Source organism: Allosphingosinicella sp., assembly GCF_036387215.1.
In the GTDB taxonomy this organism is placed as follows: Bacteria; Pseudomonadota; Alphaproteobacteria; order Sphingomonadales; family Sphingomonadaceae; genus Allosphingosinicella.
On sequence record NZ_DASVUE010000238.1, the window covers coordinates 20084 to 33282 of the forward strand.

Consider the following 13199-nt stretch of genomic DNA (forward strand, 5'->3'; position numbering starts at 1 on the left):
TCAGTGAATCCCAGATACCGTCGCATCGACGCCTGGATTTCAGCGGTCGGTGCGGGGGTAGCCGCGGCGGACATAGATGGCGACGGGCGTCCGAATGATCTCTGCCACATCGACCCCACCGACGACAGCGTCACCGTCCTGCCAGCTCCGGATGCCCCAGGCCGCTTCCACGCCTTCCGCCTGCCCTTGTCGGAGGAGGGATATGCGGCCGGCAGCGTTGCTCCGATGGGCTGCCTGCCGGGCGATTTCAACGAAGACGGGAAAACCGATCTCCTCGTTTATTTCTGGGGGAGGCCGCCGCTCGTCTACAGTGCGGCTGACGGCGCAATGTCGGCAAGACGCTTCTCGGCGGCGCCGCTGGTGGCAGCTCGGGAGGCCTGGTACACCAACGCCGCGCTGCAGGCGGACATCGACGGCGACGGCCTCGCGGACCTCTTATTCGGCAATTACTTCCCGGAGGATGCTCGGGTCCTTGATGCCGCCGCGCAGGACGGCGGCACCATGCAGTTGTCGATGTCGCGCGCGTCCAACGCAGGGCGCAACCGACTCTTTCTTCGCGACCCGGGCGGAGCCGGGCCGGCTGGCTTCACCGACCACAGCGCAAGCCTTTCGCGCCAGATGGCCAACGGCTGGACGCTAGCCTTGGCCGCGGCGGATCTCGACGGAGATCTGCTGCCGGAGCTCTACGTGGCGAACGACTTCGGACCGGACCGGCTGCTCGTCAATCTCTCCCAGCCGGGCAGGCCCAGCTTCCGCCTCGCGGAAGGTGCTCGCGACCTCCTGACGCCGCGGTCGCGGACGCTTGGACAAGATTCATTTAAGGGCATGGGCGCCGAATTCTTTGATGCGAACGGCGACGGCAGGCTCGATCTCGCTGTCAGCAACATGGCTCAGGATTACGCTCTTCTCGAAAGCCACTTCCTTTTCATCAATCGAGGGCGTCCGGAGCTGCTTAAGACCGGCCGCGCCGATTTCCGCGACGAGAGCGGTATTCGCGGGACGGCGCGCAACGGCTGGGGATGGGACATAAAGGCTGCGGACTTCAACAATGACGGTCGGGTCGAGCTCGTCCAGGCGCTGGGATTCCGCTCCGGCCAAGTCAATCGTTGGCCGGAGCTGCAGGAACTGGCGACCGCAAATGACGACCTGCTCGACCAGCCCGAGATTTGGCCCGCGTTCAGAAATGGAACGGACCTTTCGGGCCGCCATGCGAACGTGCTCTACGCCGCCGGAGCGGATGGCCGCTTTCGCGATGTCGCCGCCACTTCCGGGATGGGCATGCCCGGAGTGTCGCGGGGGATTGCAATCGCGGACTTCGACCTCGACGGGAGGCTCGACGCGGCCATTGCTCGACAGTGGCAGCAGTCATTGCTGTTCCTCAATCGTAATCGAAACGGACATTCCTTTCTCTCCCTGGATCTTCGCCTTCCGAATTCCAACGGGACCAGCCGTCCGGCCTATGGCGCAGTCGTTTCGATCCACCCTGCCGGAGGGCCGCCAATGATCGGCCTCGTCGATGGCGGCAACGGCCACAGCGGCAAGCGCGCGCCGCTGGTCCACTTCGGGCTCGGCCGGAACCGGTCGGCCGTTGCGGTCACCGTCAGCTGGCGGGACCGGGGCGGCTTGCACCGGATGCGGGGCCAACTGGCTCCCGGCCATCATCGGATCCTTCTGACAGCGGGAGTTAGGGCATGAACGCGCCCAATCCGATCCACGCGGCGACGGACGAGGGCGAGCGGCCGGTTCGTCGCACCCTCAGCCCAGTTGAGCGCCGCGAAGCGGGACTCCTTCGCTTCGCTGTCGCAATCACCGTCCTCAACATCCTCGGCCACCTCTGGCTGGGATTCGAGCAGAGCTGGATTACGCCGTTCGTAGCCCTTGCGGCTGCTTATACGACCGAGTTGGTAGGGGAATGGACAAGTGCCCGGACGACGGGGCGGACGGCGCGTTTCCTCGGCGGCGGAAGGTCATTCACGAAGTTCCTGCTCTCCGCCCACATCACCGCGCTCGCGGTCGGAATGCTGCTTTATGCGGCCGAACAGCTTTGGGTGGTCGCCTTCGCCGCCAGTGCAGCCGTAGCGTCGAAATATGTGCTTCGAGTGCCGGTGGGCCGGGGCGCCCCTCCCGGAGCAACGCGACATTTCCTCAATCCGTCCAACTTTGGAATTGCACTGACTTTGCTGCTCTTCCCGACGGTCGGCATCGCACCACCATATCAGTTCGCGGAGGCACTGGTCGGCGCCTTGGACTGGCTGCTGCCGCTCGCCATCGTCATGACTGGGACTCTCATCAACCGGCGTTTCACTCTGCGCCTGCCGCTGATCGCCGGCTGGCTTTCGGCCTTCGCCGTGCAGGCCGTCCTGCGGGCGCTGGCGAATGGAACTCCCCCGGCGGCCGGGCTGGCGGTGATGACTGGCTTCGCCTTCGTCCTGTTCACCTTCTACATGGTGACCGATCCCGCGACGACGCCGGACAAGCCGCGCAATCAGCTCCTGTTCGGAGCCGGGGTGGCGGCGGCCTACGCGCTGCTGATGGAACTGCACGTCGTGTTCGGCCTGTTTTTCGCGCTTGTGCTCGTAAGCAGCGCGCGCGGAGCCTTTCTGTGGCTGACGGCGCGAAGTCCACGCGAACGCGAGACTGTGCTTGATCCGGCCGCACCCGCTTCAGACGCCGGTATGCTGCGTGCAGCCTGAGCACCAAATCGTAATCGCAGGCGCGGCCTGTCGATTCCCCGACGCCAACGATCCTGGGGCGTTGTTCTCGAACAGCCTTGCCGGCCGCCAGTCTTTTCGACCGATGCCGCCGTCTCGCCTTCCTCTCGACCTCTACTCGAAGGAGCGCGCGGGCGAGGCCGACTCTATCACCAGGGTGCCGGCGGGCCTCCTGACCGACTGGCGCTTTGATCCGACGCGTTTTCGCATTCCGAGAAAAACTTTCCTTGCCACCGATCTCACGCATTGGCTGGCGCTGGAAGTTGCCGCCGATGCGGTCGAGGCCGCGGGCGGCGCGGATGTGCTGGATCGAGAGCGGACCGCGGTCGTCGTTGCGAATACGCTCACCGGCGAATTTAGCCGGAACTCGATTCTGCGGCTCCGCTGGCCTTGGCTGGACGAGCAGCTTGTAGAAGTCCTCACGGCAGCTGGCCTCGATGAACGAACGATCGCGTGGATCCGATCCGCATTCAGGGACCGCCTCCGCGAAGCCTTGCCTCAGCCGAATGAGGAAAGCCTTGCCGGCGGCCTTTCAAATACGATCGCCGGCCGCATTGCCAACCAGCTCGACCTCCACGGCGGTGCATGGTGTGTGGATGCCGCCTGTGCCTCGTCCCTTGTCGCCCTCGCAGCCGCGGCGAACCTGATCTCCGCCGGCACGGTGGAGGCGGCGATCGTGGCGGCGGTGGACCTCAGTCTCGATCCATTCGAGCTGGTCGGCTTCTCCCGAGTCAATGCGCTCGCCCCGAACCGAATGCGGGTTTTCGATGCGCGGGCAGAAGGGTTCTGGCCGGGGGAGGGAGCCGGCGCTCTGATCCTGATGGGGCGTGAAGCAGCGCGTCGCCGCGGCCTCGATCCCGGAGTGAGCTTGGCTGGGTGGGGTGTTTCAACAGATGGCAAGGGCGGTCTTACCCGACCCGATGCCCGCGGTCAGGGACGCGCGCTTGAACGCGCCTATCGTGCCGCCGGCATCGACCCTGCGGCACTAGGCTATGTAGAGGCTCATGGCACCGGCACTTCGGTGGGAGATCCCATCGAGATCAGTGCCCTTGCCGCATTCCTTGGAAAAGGCGGAGACCGACCCGTGCCCGTCGGGTCGATCAAGGGAAATATCGGCCACACGAAAGCGGCTGCAGGCCTTGCCGGACTGATCCGCACCGCGGAAGCGCTGCGCAGCGGCGTCGTGCCGCCCCATGCAGGCTGCGAACAGCCCCATCCCATATTCGCGGAGACAGGACATCGCCTGCGAGTCGCGACGGCGGAGGAATGGCGGCCCGGCCCTCGCGTGGCTGGGGTCTCGTCATTCGGCTTCGGCGGCATCAACGCGCATGCTGTTCTCGTCGGTCCTGATGGTCCTTCCGCGCGCGCTCGCCCGCCGCAGCCGCCGGCCCGGAACGGCGACCTCTTCCTCTTCCGGGGCCGTGACGCCGCCGACCTGATGCCGCGGCTGAAGGCCTTGGTCGACCGGGCAGCGACGATGTCCTTCGCCGAGATGGGCGACGCAGCTGCGTGGGCCAGTAGAGCGGTTGGGGAGGGAGCCCTCCGGCTGGCCTTCGTAGCGGCGGATCCTGGAGAATTATCCGTCCGGGGAAAAGCGGCGCTCAGCGCACTGGAGGGAGGAGATCTCCAGCCGGGCGTGCACCTGGGGAAGCCGGATTCCACTCCGCGGATCGGCCTCGTCTTTCCCGGACAAGCTGCCCCCACCCGAACACAGGCCGGAGCTTGGGCGCGCCGTTTTCCTGGACGCTATCCGGCCTGGAATGGCGGGGCCGACTCGACGCGAACCGAGGAAGCGCAGCCGCTGATCGTTCGCGCTTGTCTTGGCGGACTTGATCTTCTCGAGGGGATGGGAATCCGCGCTGCCGCGGCAATTGGCCACAGCCTCGGCGAACTGGCGGCGCTCGCGTGGGCGGGCGTCCTGCCGCGGGATGCATTAGTCTCGCTCGCGGCCGCCCGCGGCCGGGCCATGGGCCAGGTTCCGCCCGGCGCGATGCTGCAGCTTACCTGCAGTGCCGTCGATGCCAGAGCACTGATCGAAGGTCTCGATGCTCAGATTGCATGCTTCAACGGCGCTTCGGAGACGGTGCTATCGGGCAGCTTCCAGTCGATCGACGTCGCTCAACAGCGGGCGCAGACCTGCGGGATCCGCTCACATCGGCTCGTCGTGTCGCACGCCTTCCATGCTCCTACAATGGCCGCGGCCGGCCCGGCGCTGTCCGAGGCGCTTTCGGGCGCCACGTTACGCCCGGCTTCCAGACCCGTGGTTTCCACCGTGACCGGCCACTGGATCGCGCCCGACACGGACATCCGCTCCATGCTGGTACGCCAATTATGTGATCCGGTGCGCTTTGCGGAAGCGGCCGCAAAGCTCGCGGAGAGCGTTGACGTTCTCGTCGAGACGGGGCCAGGCACGGGCATGCGCCGCCTCCTGCTGCCCTACGGCATACCGGTGGTGAGCCTTGACGTTTTCGGCGACAGTCTCGAGCCCGCTCTCAGCGCGGCCGCGTCCCTGTTCGTGCTCGGGCACGATATCGATGTCTCGTTACTGTGCGAACCCGCCAGCCGGCCATTTAGCATCGAGGAACCGTCGCTGCTCGACAGCCCCTGCGGCCGATCGGCGCGAGAGACGCAGCCGCTCGCTCCTGCGGAAACCGCCGTTACGGAGGCCGAGCCGCAACCTCCTCTGCCCGCCGGCGGCGACACGCTGTCGCTATTGATCGCACTGGTGTCCCGCGAAACCAAAACTCCGATCTCCGCAATCGAGCCCCACCACCGGTTCCTTGATGACCTCGGTTTTTCCTCACTCGAAGTTCCGTCTTTGATCGATCGGCTCGCCGAGTTGCTGGACCGCCGACCACCCGGCTACCGGACGGCATTTTCGAACGCCTCCCTTCAGGAGGTAGCGACCGCCTTCGTCGAGGCCGAGGCGGTTCCCGTCGAAGCGCCACCAGCGCGGGTGGAAGGCGTCGCTCCCTGGCTCCGCCGCTTCGCCATAGTGGCGGCTCCCCTTTCAGTGCGAGGCGAGAAGAATATCGACTGGCGTCACACCACTCGGGCCGATGCCGATCCTGGTTCGGGCGATGGACTCGCGATCCATATCGCGGAGTGGCAGGCGGAGCGGGATGCATGGCCGCTTGTCCGCCTCTGCCAACGGGCTGTGGGAAATTACCGGCATCTGGCTCTTTGCCACAGCGGAGCTCCGCTAAGCGGGTTCGGCCGTTCCCTCGCCGCCGAGCGACATTTCGAGAGCGTGCGGGTCATCCCCGATGCGGCTGCGGCTGTTTTGCTTCGGCGCCAGATCGTCGGTTTCGAAGAGATCGTTCGCAAGGAGGACGGAAGCTTCGCGACGCCGGTGCTTCGGCCGCTTGCGCCTGTGGCTTCGGAGAACATCGAAGTCGGGACGATCGTCGTCACGGGCGGAGCGCGCGGCATCGGTACCGAGTGCGCGATCGACCTGGCTCTTCGCACGGGCTCGCCGCTGGTCCTGGTCGGCCGTTCCGCTCCCGATGTCGCCGCCTTGTCGGCGATCAAAGCTCGCGTCTCCGCAGTCGGCGTCGAGGTCCGATATGTGCAGGCGGACGTCTGTGATGCCCCGCTCTTGAGGCGCGGCATTGCGGATGCCGTGGCGGGACTAAGTCCGGTAACCCACCTCATCCATGCCGCCGGCCTCAACGAGCCCGCACTGCTCGGGGCGCTGGACGAGGCAGCCGTCGCGTCGACCCTGAGCCCCAAATGCAGCGGCCTCCTCGCGGCGATCGATGCTTGCGGCGGTTCGCTGAAACGCGTCGTGGCGTTCAGCTCGATCATCGGCCGCCTTGGTCTGGCCGGAGAAACTCATTACGCGCTCGCGAATGCCGAGCAGAGCCGCTTGCTTGCCGCGGTTGCGGCCGAGCGGCCAGGGCTTAGCGGCCTCTCAGTGGAGTGGTCCGTTTGGGCCGGTGTAGGCATGGGGGAGCGGCTGGGTGCCGCCGAACGGCTGGCGGCCGCTGGAGTCGACGCACTTCGGCTGAGTGAGGCAGTCGCCGAAAGCACCACCCTTTGCCTTTCAGGCGCCGAAGGCTCGATGGTGGTGGCCAGCCGGTTCGCCTGCAACGAAACGGTCGCTTTCGAAGAGCCGCTCCGTTTCATCGATCGCGCGCTCGTCTACACGCCGGAAGTCGAGATCGTCGCTGAGACTAGCATCGGTCCAGGACACGATCGGTACCTCGCGGACCACATGGTGGGCGGCGCATCGCTGGTTCCCGGAGTGATCCTGCTCGAGGCGATGGCTCAGGCAGCGTCTGCACTCGTCCCGGAGTGCGGCCTCAGCCTCGCCGACATCGCATTCGAGCGCGCGGTTCAGATCGGCTCCAGCGACTTGACCGTGAGGATCGGGGCCCTTGGCGAGCTTGATGGAACGGTCCGGGCCGAGGTGCGAAGCGGGAGCGACGACTATCGGGAGCGCCATGCAAGAGCCGCCTTCGTCGGCGGGACGCAACGTCCGCCTTCGCCCCCGCCCGCCGTGGGGCAGACGTTTGATGCTGCTCCCCTTTATGGGCCCCTGTTTTTTCAAGGGCCCGCCTTCCGTCGAGTCGCCCGTTTGGGCGTGGTGTCGTCGAGACTGGTAGAGGCGTTCCTCGCGCCGGCTGCCCCTGACGCGTGCTGGTTCAGTTCGTACCAGTCGCAGACTCTGCTGTTGGGCGATCCCGGCGCGCGCGACGCGGCCCTTCACGTGCTGCAATGCTGCATCCCGCACCGCCGCCTCATTCCGACTTCGGCGCGCCGACTCGACCGCTTCGGCGGCGGCCCCGCATTTCGGGTTCGAGCCGTAGAGCTCTGGTGCAACGGTGCGGAATATGCATTCGATATCTTGATCATGGACGGCGATGATCAGGTCGTCGAACAATGGTCCGAGGTGGTTTTCCGCGATGTGGGAGCTATCGACGTGGCGCCGGTGATCGCCGCTGCCCCCGCCCTCCGCGCAGCGTTCCTCGAACGCCGCGCCCGGGAGGAGACCGGCGATGACAGCCTGCAGCTCGTGCTGGTCGAGGATTCGGACAGGGATCGCCAGGAGCGTCGGACACGCGCCGCTGCTGCGCTCGGCATAGCCAGCCCGCTCGGGCGTCGAGGCGACGGCGCTCCCATTCATCCCGATGAACGGCGCGGCCTTTCGTTCGCACATTGCGACGCCATCACCGTCGGAGTCAGCGCCGCGGGGCCGGTCAGTTGCGACGTAGAACGGATCGCCGCCTTCGCGGCGGGTCAGGCAGGTGATGTCTGGGTTGCGGAGGAAACGCTTCGCAAGCTGGGCAATGCAGCCCCTCTGCGCGAGCATGGCCCCGGACGCTTCGCCGGGGACCGGGCGGAGCGGATTGCCATCCTCGGTCAGGTGGAGAGTCAACAGGCCGGGCCCGTCCTCGTGGCGGTCGGGACCGGTCCGAAGGCATGAGTGCCGGCACGAGCAGCGAGCCGGGTCGCGCCTTCCGCTGGCGCCCGTTCATCGCGTTTGAAGACACCAACCTCGTCGGCAACGTATATTTCGCGCGCTTCGTCTCGTGGCAGGGCCGGTGCCGCGAGGCGTTCCTGGCGGAGCATGCGCCGGAAATCCTGGCCGATCTGGCCGCCGACCTGCGGCTGGTGACGCTCAACCTTTCCTGCGACTTTTTCGAAGAACTGCGTGCGTTCGACGCCGTGGAGATCGAGATGCGGCTGACCGGGCGGCAGGGCCACCGGGTGCGGCTCAGCTTCGACTACCGCCTGGAACGCGACGGTGCCGTGTGCCTCGCCGCTCGCGGCTCCCAGGAGATTGCGTGCATGCGGCAAACCGAGGGCCGGCCGCTCGTTCCCGCGCCGCTTCCAGCCGCGCTTGCCCTGGCGCTGGATGCTTATGCTCCGGTCGGCTGAGCTCTGCGAACCTGCAACGCAGGGCGACTCCCGCTCCGCTGCCCTCACGGTTGGAAAGCTGACCGGCGTCATCCGCGAGATGCGCGACGACCCATCGCGAGACTTCAAGACCAGCCTCGCCGCGGCCCGGCTCGCCGTATCTCCGGAAAGTTTCATCCGAGCCTTCAAGCAGGTAACCGGGCTGTCGCCGCAACGCTTTCACGCGGCGCTTCGGATCGAGAGCGCGAAGCGCCTCCTGGTCGAGACGAACCGGCCGGTGACGGAGATCAGCCTGGACGTCGGCTACAGCTCGCTGGGCACCTTCGTGCGCACCTTTGCGCTGCTCGTGGGAGTGCCCCCGGGCCAGCTGCGCCGCCTCGCGCGGGGCGACGGCTTGAGTGCTGCCGCGGCAGCAGCGGCGGCCGCCTTCGGGTCCGGCCTGCGCGGCGACCCCGCATCCGCGCTCGCCGTAAGACTCCAGGCGATACCCGCCGGACGCATGCTTGCCGTCGGCCTCTTCCCCCAAAGCATTCCCGCGGGGCTGCCGTTCGACGGCTGTTTCGTCGATCCGCTCGCCCCGACCGCGACGCTCGCCTGGCCGTCAGGCTGCCGGCGCGTCAGCCTGCTGGCCGCTGCGATCGGCCCGTTCTGCATACGCGACGCCTGGGCGGGCCGCCTCGACGCGCTCCACGTCTGTCAGAATAGCGTCGTTCCAAGCGCGCGCGCTGCCGGGCCGCTTCCCCTCCAGCTGCGCCGCCTCGCCGAGACCGATCCGCCGTTTCTCACGCCCGTGCCGCTGCTGATGCTGCTGCAATCCGGGAGAAGCGGGAAAGGCCCGCGCTCAGCTACCCTCGCCCCGATTCAGGAGGAGCAGCGATGATCAGGATCTCAGCTTTGGATGAACTGGTCGACGCGACCTTTATCCGACGCCGCATGTTTTCTGCCGCCCCTCCCCCGACGCGGGAGGACTTCGAAGTCGGCCTGGAAGTCTACGATATCGTCGATGGCTACTACGTGATCAGGCCCGTGGTGAAACTGCAGTACCTCGGCCGCAACTTCCGCGCCCTCCTCGGCGCTGAAGCGAGTGTCGACATAGACCTGTCGGGCGGACCGGCCACCGCCACACGGGATCCGGCTAACGGGAACATCCTCGTTTCAACGAGTTCGCGCGACCCGATCTTCGGCCGGTCGGCGGTCGGTACGAGGCTCGGCGGCGACTCGATCACACTGACATCAGACCCCTTCGAAATCGGCATCGACCCATCCCGAATACCTCCTTCGGAGCAGCAGGTGAGCGTGGCCGGCGGCGGCGCCTGCGCCTCGCGATTCTTCATCGGCGACCCCGTGGACTCGGAAGTCCAGGTGCGGGCGTCCCTGATGGCCACGGCGTTGCCGAGGTCAGTCGACCGGCGGGAGGTTCTGTGGCGTCACGGCCGCTATTTTGCCTACAACCCCGTCCTTGGTTTCATGAGCCTTTATTACGACCCGGAGAGAACCTCGAGGACGACGATGTTGTCCGCGAACCCGAACCCTGCCGACGACGGCTTCTTTCCGGCCGAAACCGTCAACGAACTTCATTTCATCTGCGATTTCGTCGATCTCGGCATCAAGGCATTCTCGAAAGTGCCGATGAGGCAGACAATCAGCGGAGCGACCTGGCCGCCATATTCCACGACGCCCATCGGCATCGACGGAGAAGTGGACTTTTACGATCTCGAGAATCCTGACCGGCACGTCATGCGTATCGTGGAGCAGTCGCTTTACCTCTACGACTACAACTCGCTGGACATCGAGCTCCTAAGCCAGGATGTTCGGGATGGTGTGCTCTACACGTCGTGGAGAGTTCATAATCAGGCGCGAGTTCCGATCCACGTGCGGTGGTTTCTGCTCGGCGATTTCGGGCGGGATAGCCGCTTCCCGCATGAGGGCAACCGGTTGATGTCGGGCAGCGGCTCCGCTGAAGACACCATGGTGATCCAGGTCTCTGTTCCGGTGGAAAGATCGAGCCTGCCGCAAACCGTTTCAATGAACGTGGTGAGCCTGAGAATGCCCATTCTTGCGGGCCAGAGCAGCCTCAGCTTCATAAATCCTTGATCGGGCGCGAGGCCTCCGATGGAGGTTCCGCCCTCGCCCCAGAGGGTGAGCTCCTTCTGGGCGTGGATTCGGAGTCAGCCGGGTTCTCGCTTTTGGCGGGACTGAATTTCCTGACGGATGACAGCAAGGAACCCGGCCGAGTGATGGCCGCTCTGGCTGAACTGAACACTTCCCATGGTTTCGCCTTTGCGGGGCCGCACGCCCCGGCGAACTGCTCCCGGGAGGGCACGCTTCTTGTCGGCTTCACCGCCCGTTTCTTCAAAGGGGAGGCCAGCAGCTCGCGTGACACCGGCTCCCGATCGACGCGCTTCGGCCTCGAAATTGCCGTTCCCCGATGCCTGAAGGTGCCTCAGATAAGGGGAGACAGCATCTCGACCGGCCGTTCAGCCCTGGATGCGGCGCGGGAGGATGAAGCGGACCTCATCCTGCTGCTGGAGGCGGACCGGGAGGCGAGCTGCGAGAATTGGCTCCGGTCTTTGGCCATGCTGCCCCAGACCGAGCTTCGTTTCACGATCGCTTCGTGCAGCTTCCGGTCGGGAGCGAACGCGCTGGGTTACAAGGAGGGGCTGAGCAATCTTCAGGATGTCCGCCGGCAAGATCCCGAGCGCTATCGATCCTACCTCCTCGCCGGCGCGGGCGAGGATCCCCTGCATCAGGGGGGTACTTACCTGGTCGTCCGGCAATATGGCTACGACCTTCAGAGATGGTCCGAGCAAGCGCCGGGAAAGCGGGACATCATTGTCGGACGGTCGGTGAGCGGACAGTTCGTGGATTCAGCGGGCGAGGAGATTCCGCCTTCCACGCCAGAGGCAGAACTGGCCAGCCGAATAGCCGCCTGCTCCCATATCCGCCAGGTCAATCCACGTGGGTTCGCAAGAACGCAGTTCGGTGATGCAGTAAGGCCGCCCGACGTTCGTATTCTGCGGCGGTCTTCCGAAATATGGCAGGATGGTACTCCCACAGGCATATTGTTCGCTTGCTTCCAGTCCAACATCCAACACCGCGGTTTTGAGTATATCAATAATAATTGGATTATGGCGTCGGGCTTCAACTCCGGTCGGGACCTGCTTCTCGATCCGTCTAACGGTTTCCTTCGGCCCGGTAGGACATGCTATTCGTTCGTTCCGCCCTCTCGGTCGATCCCTGGTGACAGCTTCCTGAGCCTTCCGTCCCGCTAGAACCCGGCGGGCGTAATCCCGGAGAAGCGGAGCAGGCCTTCAGTCGGTTAGTGACTGCTTGACCTTCAAGGGGAGGAGCACATGCCGAAGCCGATCATCCAGGGTCCGTACCGGACCTTCCGCCGCCTGAACCGGAACGAGACCTTCCTTGAGTTCGAAGGCTCGACGATCACCATTGACATGCCGCCGAACCGATCAGTTGGCCTCTAGGTACGAACACTCCGCAGTTCTGATTTCTCGTGACGCCCCCGACGAAACGTTTAAGCTTGGGGTCGCAGGTTCGAGTCCTGCCGGGCGCGCCAGTTTTCCGCGGTGGGAGCTTACCTCAGGAGCAGCCAGGCCGCCAACGGGACGAGCCAGATCAGGAGGCTGATCGCGAGGCCGATCGCAAGGCCGCCGATGGCGCGGACGCCGTCGTCGTCGCTGCCGCTGAGCGGCGCCGCATGCTCGATCCGGATTGCTGTCATGTGCATGAGGGCATTCTCCACCACCGTGGTGAAGAGATGGTTAACTTTCCAGCCGCAGCATGATGCTTTGCGACAGAGGGGTCCAGACGCCGGTGCGGACGCCGGCGGCGCGAAGGGCTTCGCCGGTCCATTCGTTGCACGTGCGGTAAGCGTCGTAGCGGCCGCGGGCTTCGTAGAAGACGTCGGCGGAGCCATAGCCTCGACCGAGCAGCGGGTGCGAGCGGCCGCCGGCGAGATCGAAGCTGCGGCGGATGTGGGCGGCGAGCTTTCTATATTCGTCGAGGCTGAGGGTAATCGGCTGCTGATATTCGTCGGCCTTCGGATCGTGCTCGTGTTCGACGTGGACGAGCCCTGGGCCGCCGCCGAACGCGGCCGCGAGAGCGGTGCGCGGGGAGAGGTCGCCCCAGGTGGGGGTGTTCAGATAGAAATCGCGGTTGCCGAAGCCGATCGCGAGGTAGTTGCCGGCGGCGTAGCGCGGGTCCTTGATGTGCTCGGGCCGGGCGATGCCGCGCCAGTCGATCCCGGCTGCGGCGGCCGGAACCATGATCCAGGTATGGACGCCGTTGGTGCGGACGAAGATTCGGACGCCGCGATCCGCCTCCTTCCAGCCGGCATTGGCGGGGATGAGGCCGCCCACGAGAGCCGCCGCGAAGTAGAGCAGGGGCAGGGCGAGCAGGATGCCCAGCGCCTTCAAGAAGGCTTTGGCGGCTTTCGGGAGCTGCGGGGACATCTGCATCGCAGGCTCACCTATCGCGGCGCGGCGGGCGCCACTAGGGAGGCGCGATGAGCGAATGGACGATCGGGATCATCGGCGGCTCCGGCCTCTATGCGATGGATGCGCTTGAGGACCCGCAATGGATCGAAGTCGGCTCGCCCTGGGGAAAGCC

General features: G+C 65.7%; 10 protein-coding genes and 1 pseudogene. 9 read left to right on the forward strand and 2 right to left on the reverse strand.

Annotated elements, in window-relative coordinates:
* The first annotated feature begins 3 nt into the window (after positions 1 to 3).
* The 8 genes from VF662_RS09455 (at position 4) to VF662_RS09490 (ending at position 12055) form a co-directional block, all read left to right on the forward strand.
* A complete protein-coding gene (locus VF662_RS09455) occupies positions 4 to 1695 on the forward strand; it encodes a CRTAC1 family protein (protein ID WP_464140255.1) in 1692 nt (563 codons plus the stop codon).
* Positions 1692 to 2693 carry a hypothetical protein gene (locus VF662_RS09460; protein ID WP_464140258.1) on the forward strand — a complete coding sequence of 334 codons (1002 nt, stop codon included), beginning with the start codon at positions 1692 to 1694 and terminating at the stop codon, positions 2691 to 2693. Before VF662_RS09455 ends, VF662_RS09460 begins: the two co-directional genes overlap by 4 nt.
* Entirely contained in the window at positions 2683 to 8139 is a 5457-nt protein-coding gene (locus VF662_RS09465; RefSeq protein WP_464140261.1) for an SDR family NAD(P)-dependent oxidoreductase, read from the forward strand. Before VF662_RS09460 ends, VF662_RS09465 begins: the two co-directional genes overlap by 11 nt.
* Complete coding sequence (locus VF662_RS09470) at positions 8136 to 8594, forward strand: acyl-CoA thioesterase (protein WP_464140264.1); 459 nt, start codon at positions 8136 to 8138, stop codon at positions 8592 to 8594. The genes VF662_RS09465 and VF662_RS09470 overlap by 4 nt, the downstream gene beginning before the upstream one ends.
* Positions 8578 to 9453, forward strand: a complete 876-nt coding sequence (locus tag VF662_RS09475; RefSeq protein ID WP_464140267.1) for a helix-turn-helix domain-containing protein — start codon at positions 8578 to 8580, stop codon at positions 9451 to 9453. Before VF662_RS09470 ends, VF662_RS09475 begins: the two co-directional genes overlap by 17 nt.
* Positions 9450 to 10667 (forward strand): hypothetical protein, encoded by a 1218-nt coding sequence (locus VF662_RS09480; protein WP_464140269.1) that lies wholly within the window; start codon positions 9450 to 9452, stop codon positions 10665 to 10667. Before VF662_RS09475 ends, VF662_RS09480 begins: the two co-directional genes overlap by 4 nt.
* 143 nt (positions 10668 to 10810) lie before the next feature.
* A complete protein-coding gene (locus VF662_RS09485) occupies positions 10811 to 11845 on the forward strand; it encodes a Dyp-type peroxidase (protein ID WP_464140281.1) in 1035 nt (344 codons plus the stop codon).
* An 81-nt stretch (positions 11846 to 11926) separates the two neighbouring features.
* Entirely contained in the window at positions 11927 to 12055 is a 129-nt protein-coding gene (locus tag VF662_RS09490; protein WP_464140272.1) for a hypothetical protein, read from the forward strand.
* A 110-nt stretch (positions 12056 to 12165) separates the two neighbouring features.
* Here VF662_RS09490 and VF662_RS09495 read toward each other — a convergent pair whose 3' ends face one another.
* Entirely contained in the window at positions 12166 to 12318 is a 153-nt protein-coding gene (locus tag VF662_RS09495) for a hypothetical protein (protein WP_464140275.1), read from the reverse strand.
* A gap of 34 nt (positions 12319 to 12352) precedes the next feature.
* A complete protein-coding gene (locus VF662_RS09500) occupies positions 12353 to 13048 on the reverse strand; it encodes a TIGR02117 family protein (RefSeq protein WP_464140278.1) in 696 nt (231 codons plus the stop codon).
* Between the two features lie 47 nt (positions 13049 to 13095).
* On the opposite strand from VF662_RS09500, the pseudogene VF662_RS09505 reads away from it, so the two are divergent.
* A pseudogene (locus tag VF662_RS09505) lies at positions 13096 to 13199 on the forward strand (S-methyl-5'-thioadenosine phosphorylase); the annotation flags it as partial.

What these genes read in the sequence shown, in the direction of transcription:
- VF662_RS09460 (WP_464140258.1), top strand. Translation starts at nt 1,692, where the DNA reads ATGAACGCGCCCAATCCGATCCACGCGGCGACGGACGAGGGCGAGCGG.
- VF662_RS09470 (WP_464140264.1), top strand. Translation starts at nt 8,136, where the DNA reads ATGAGTGCCGGCACGAGCAGCGAGCCGGGTCGCGCCTTCCGCTGGCGC.
- VF662_RS09475 (WP_464140267.1), top strand. Translation starts at nt 8,578, where the DNA reads ATGCTCCGGTCGGCTGAGCTCTGCGAACCTGCAACGCAGGGCGACTCC.
- VF662_RS09480 (WP_464140269.1), top strand. Translation starts at nt 9,450, where the DNA reads ATGATCAGGATCTCAGCTTTGGATGAACTGGTCGACGCGACCTTTATC.
- VF662_RS09485 (WP_464140281.1), top strand. Translation starts at nt 10,811, where the DNA reads ATGGCCGCTCTGGCTGAACTGAACACTTCCCATGGTTTCGCCTTTGCG.
- VF662_RS09490 (WP_464140272.1), top strand. Translation starts at nt 11,927, where the DNA reads ATGCCGAAGCCGATCATCCAGGGTCCGTACCGGACCTTCCGCCGCCTG.
- VF662_RS09495 (WP_464140275.1), bottom strand. Translation starts at nt 12,318, where the DNA reads ATGCACATGACAGCAATCCGGATCGAGCATGCGGCGCCGCTCAGCGGC.
- VF662_RS09500 (WP_464140278.1), bottom strand. Translation starts at nt 13,048, where the DNA reads ATGCAGATGTCCCCGCAGCTCCCGAAAGCCGCCAAAGCCTTCTTGAAG.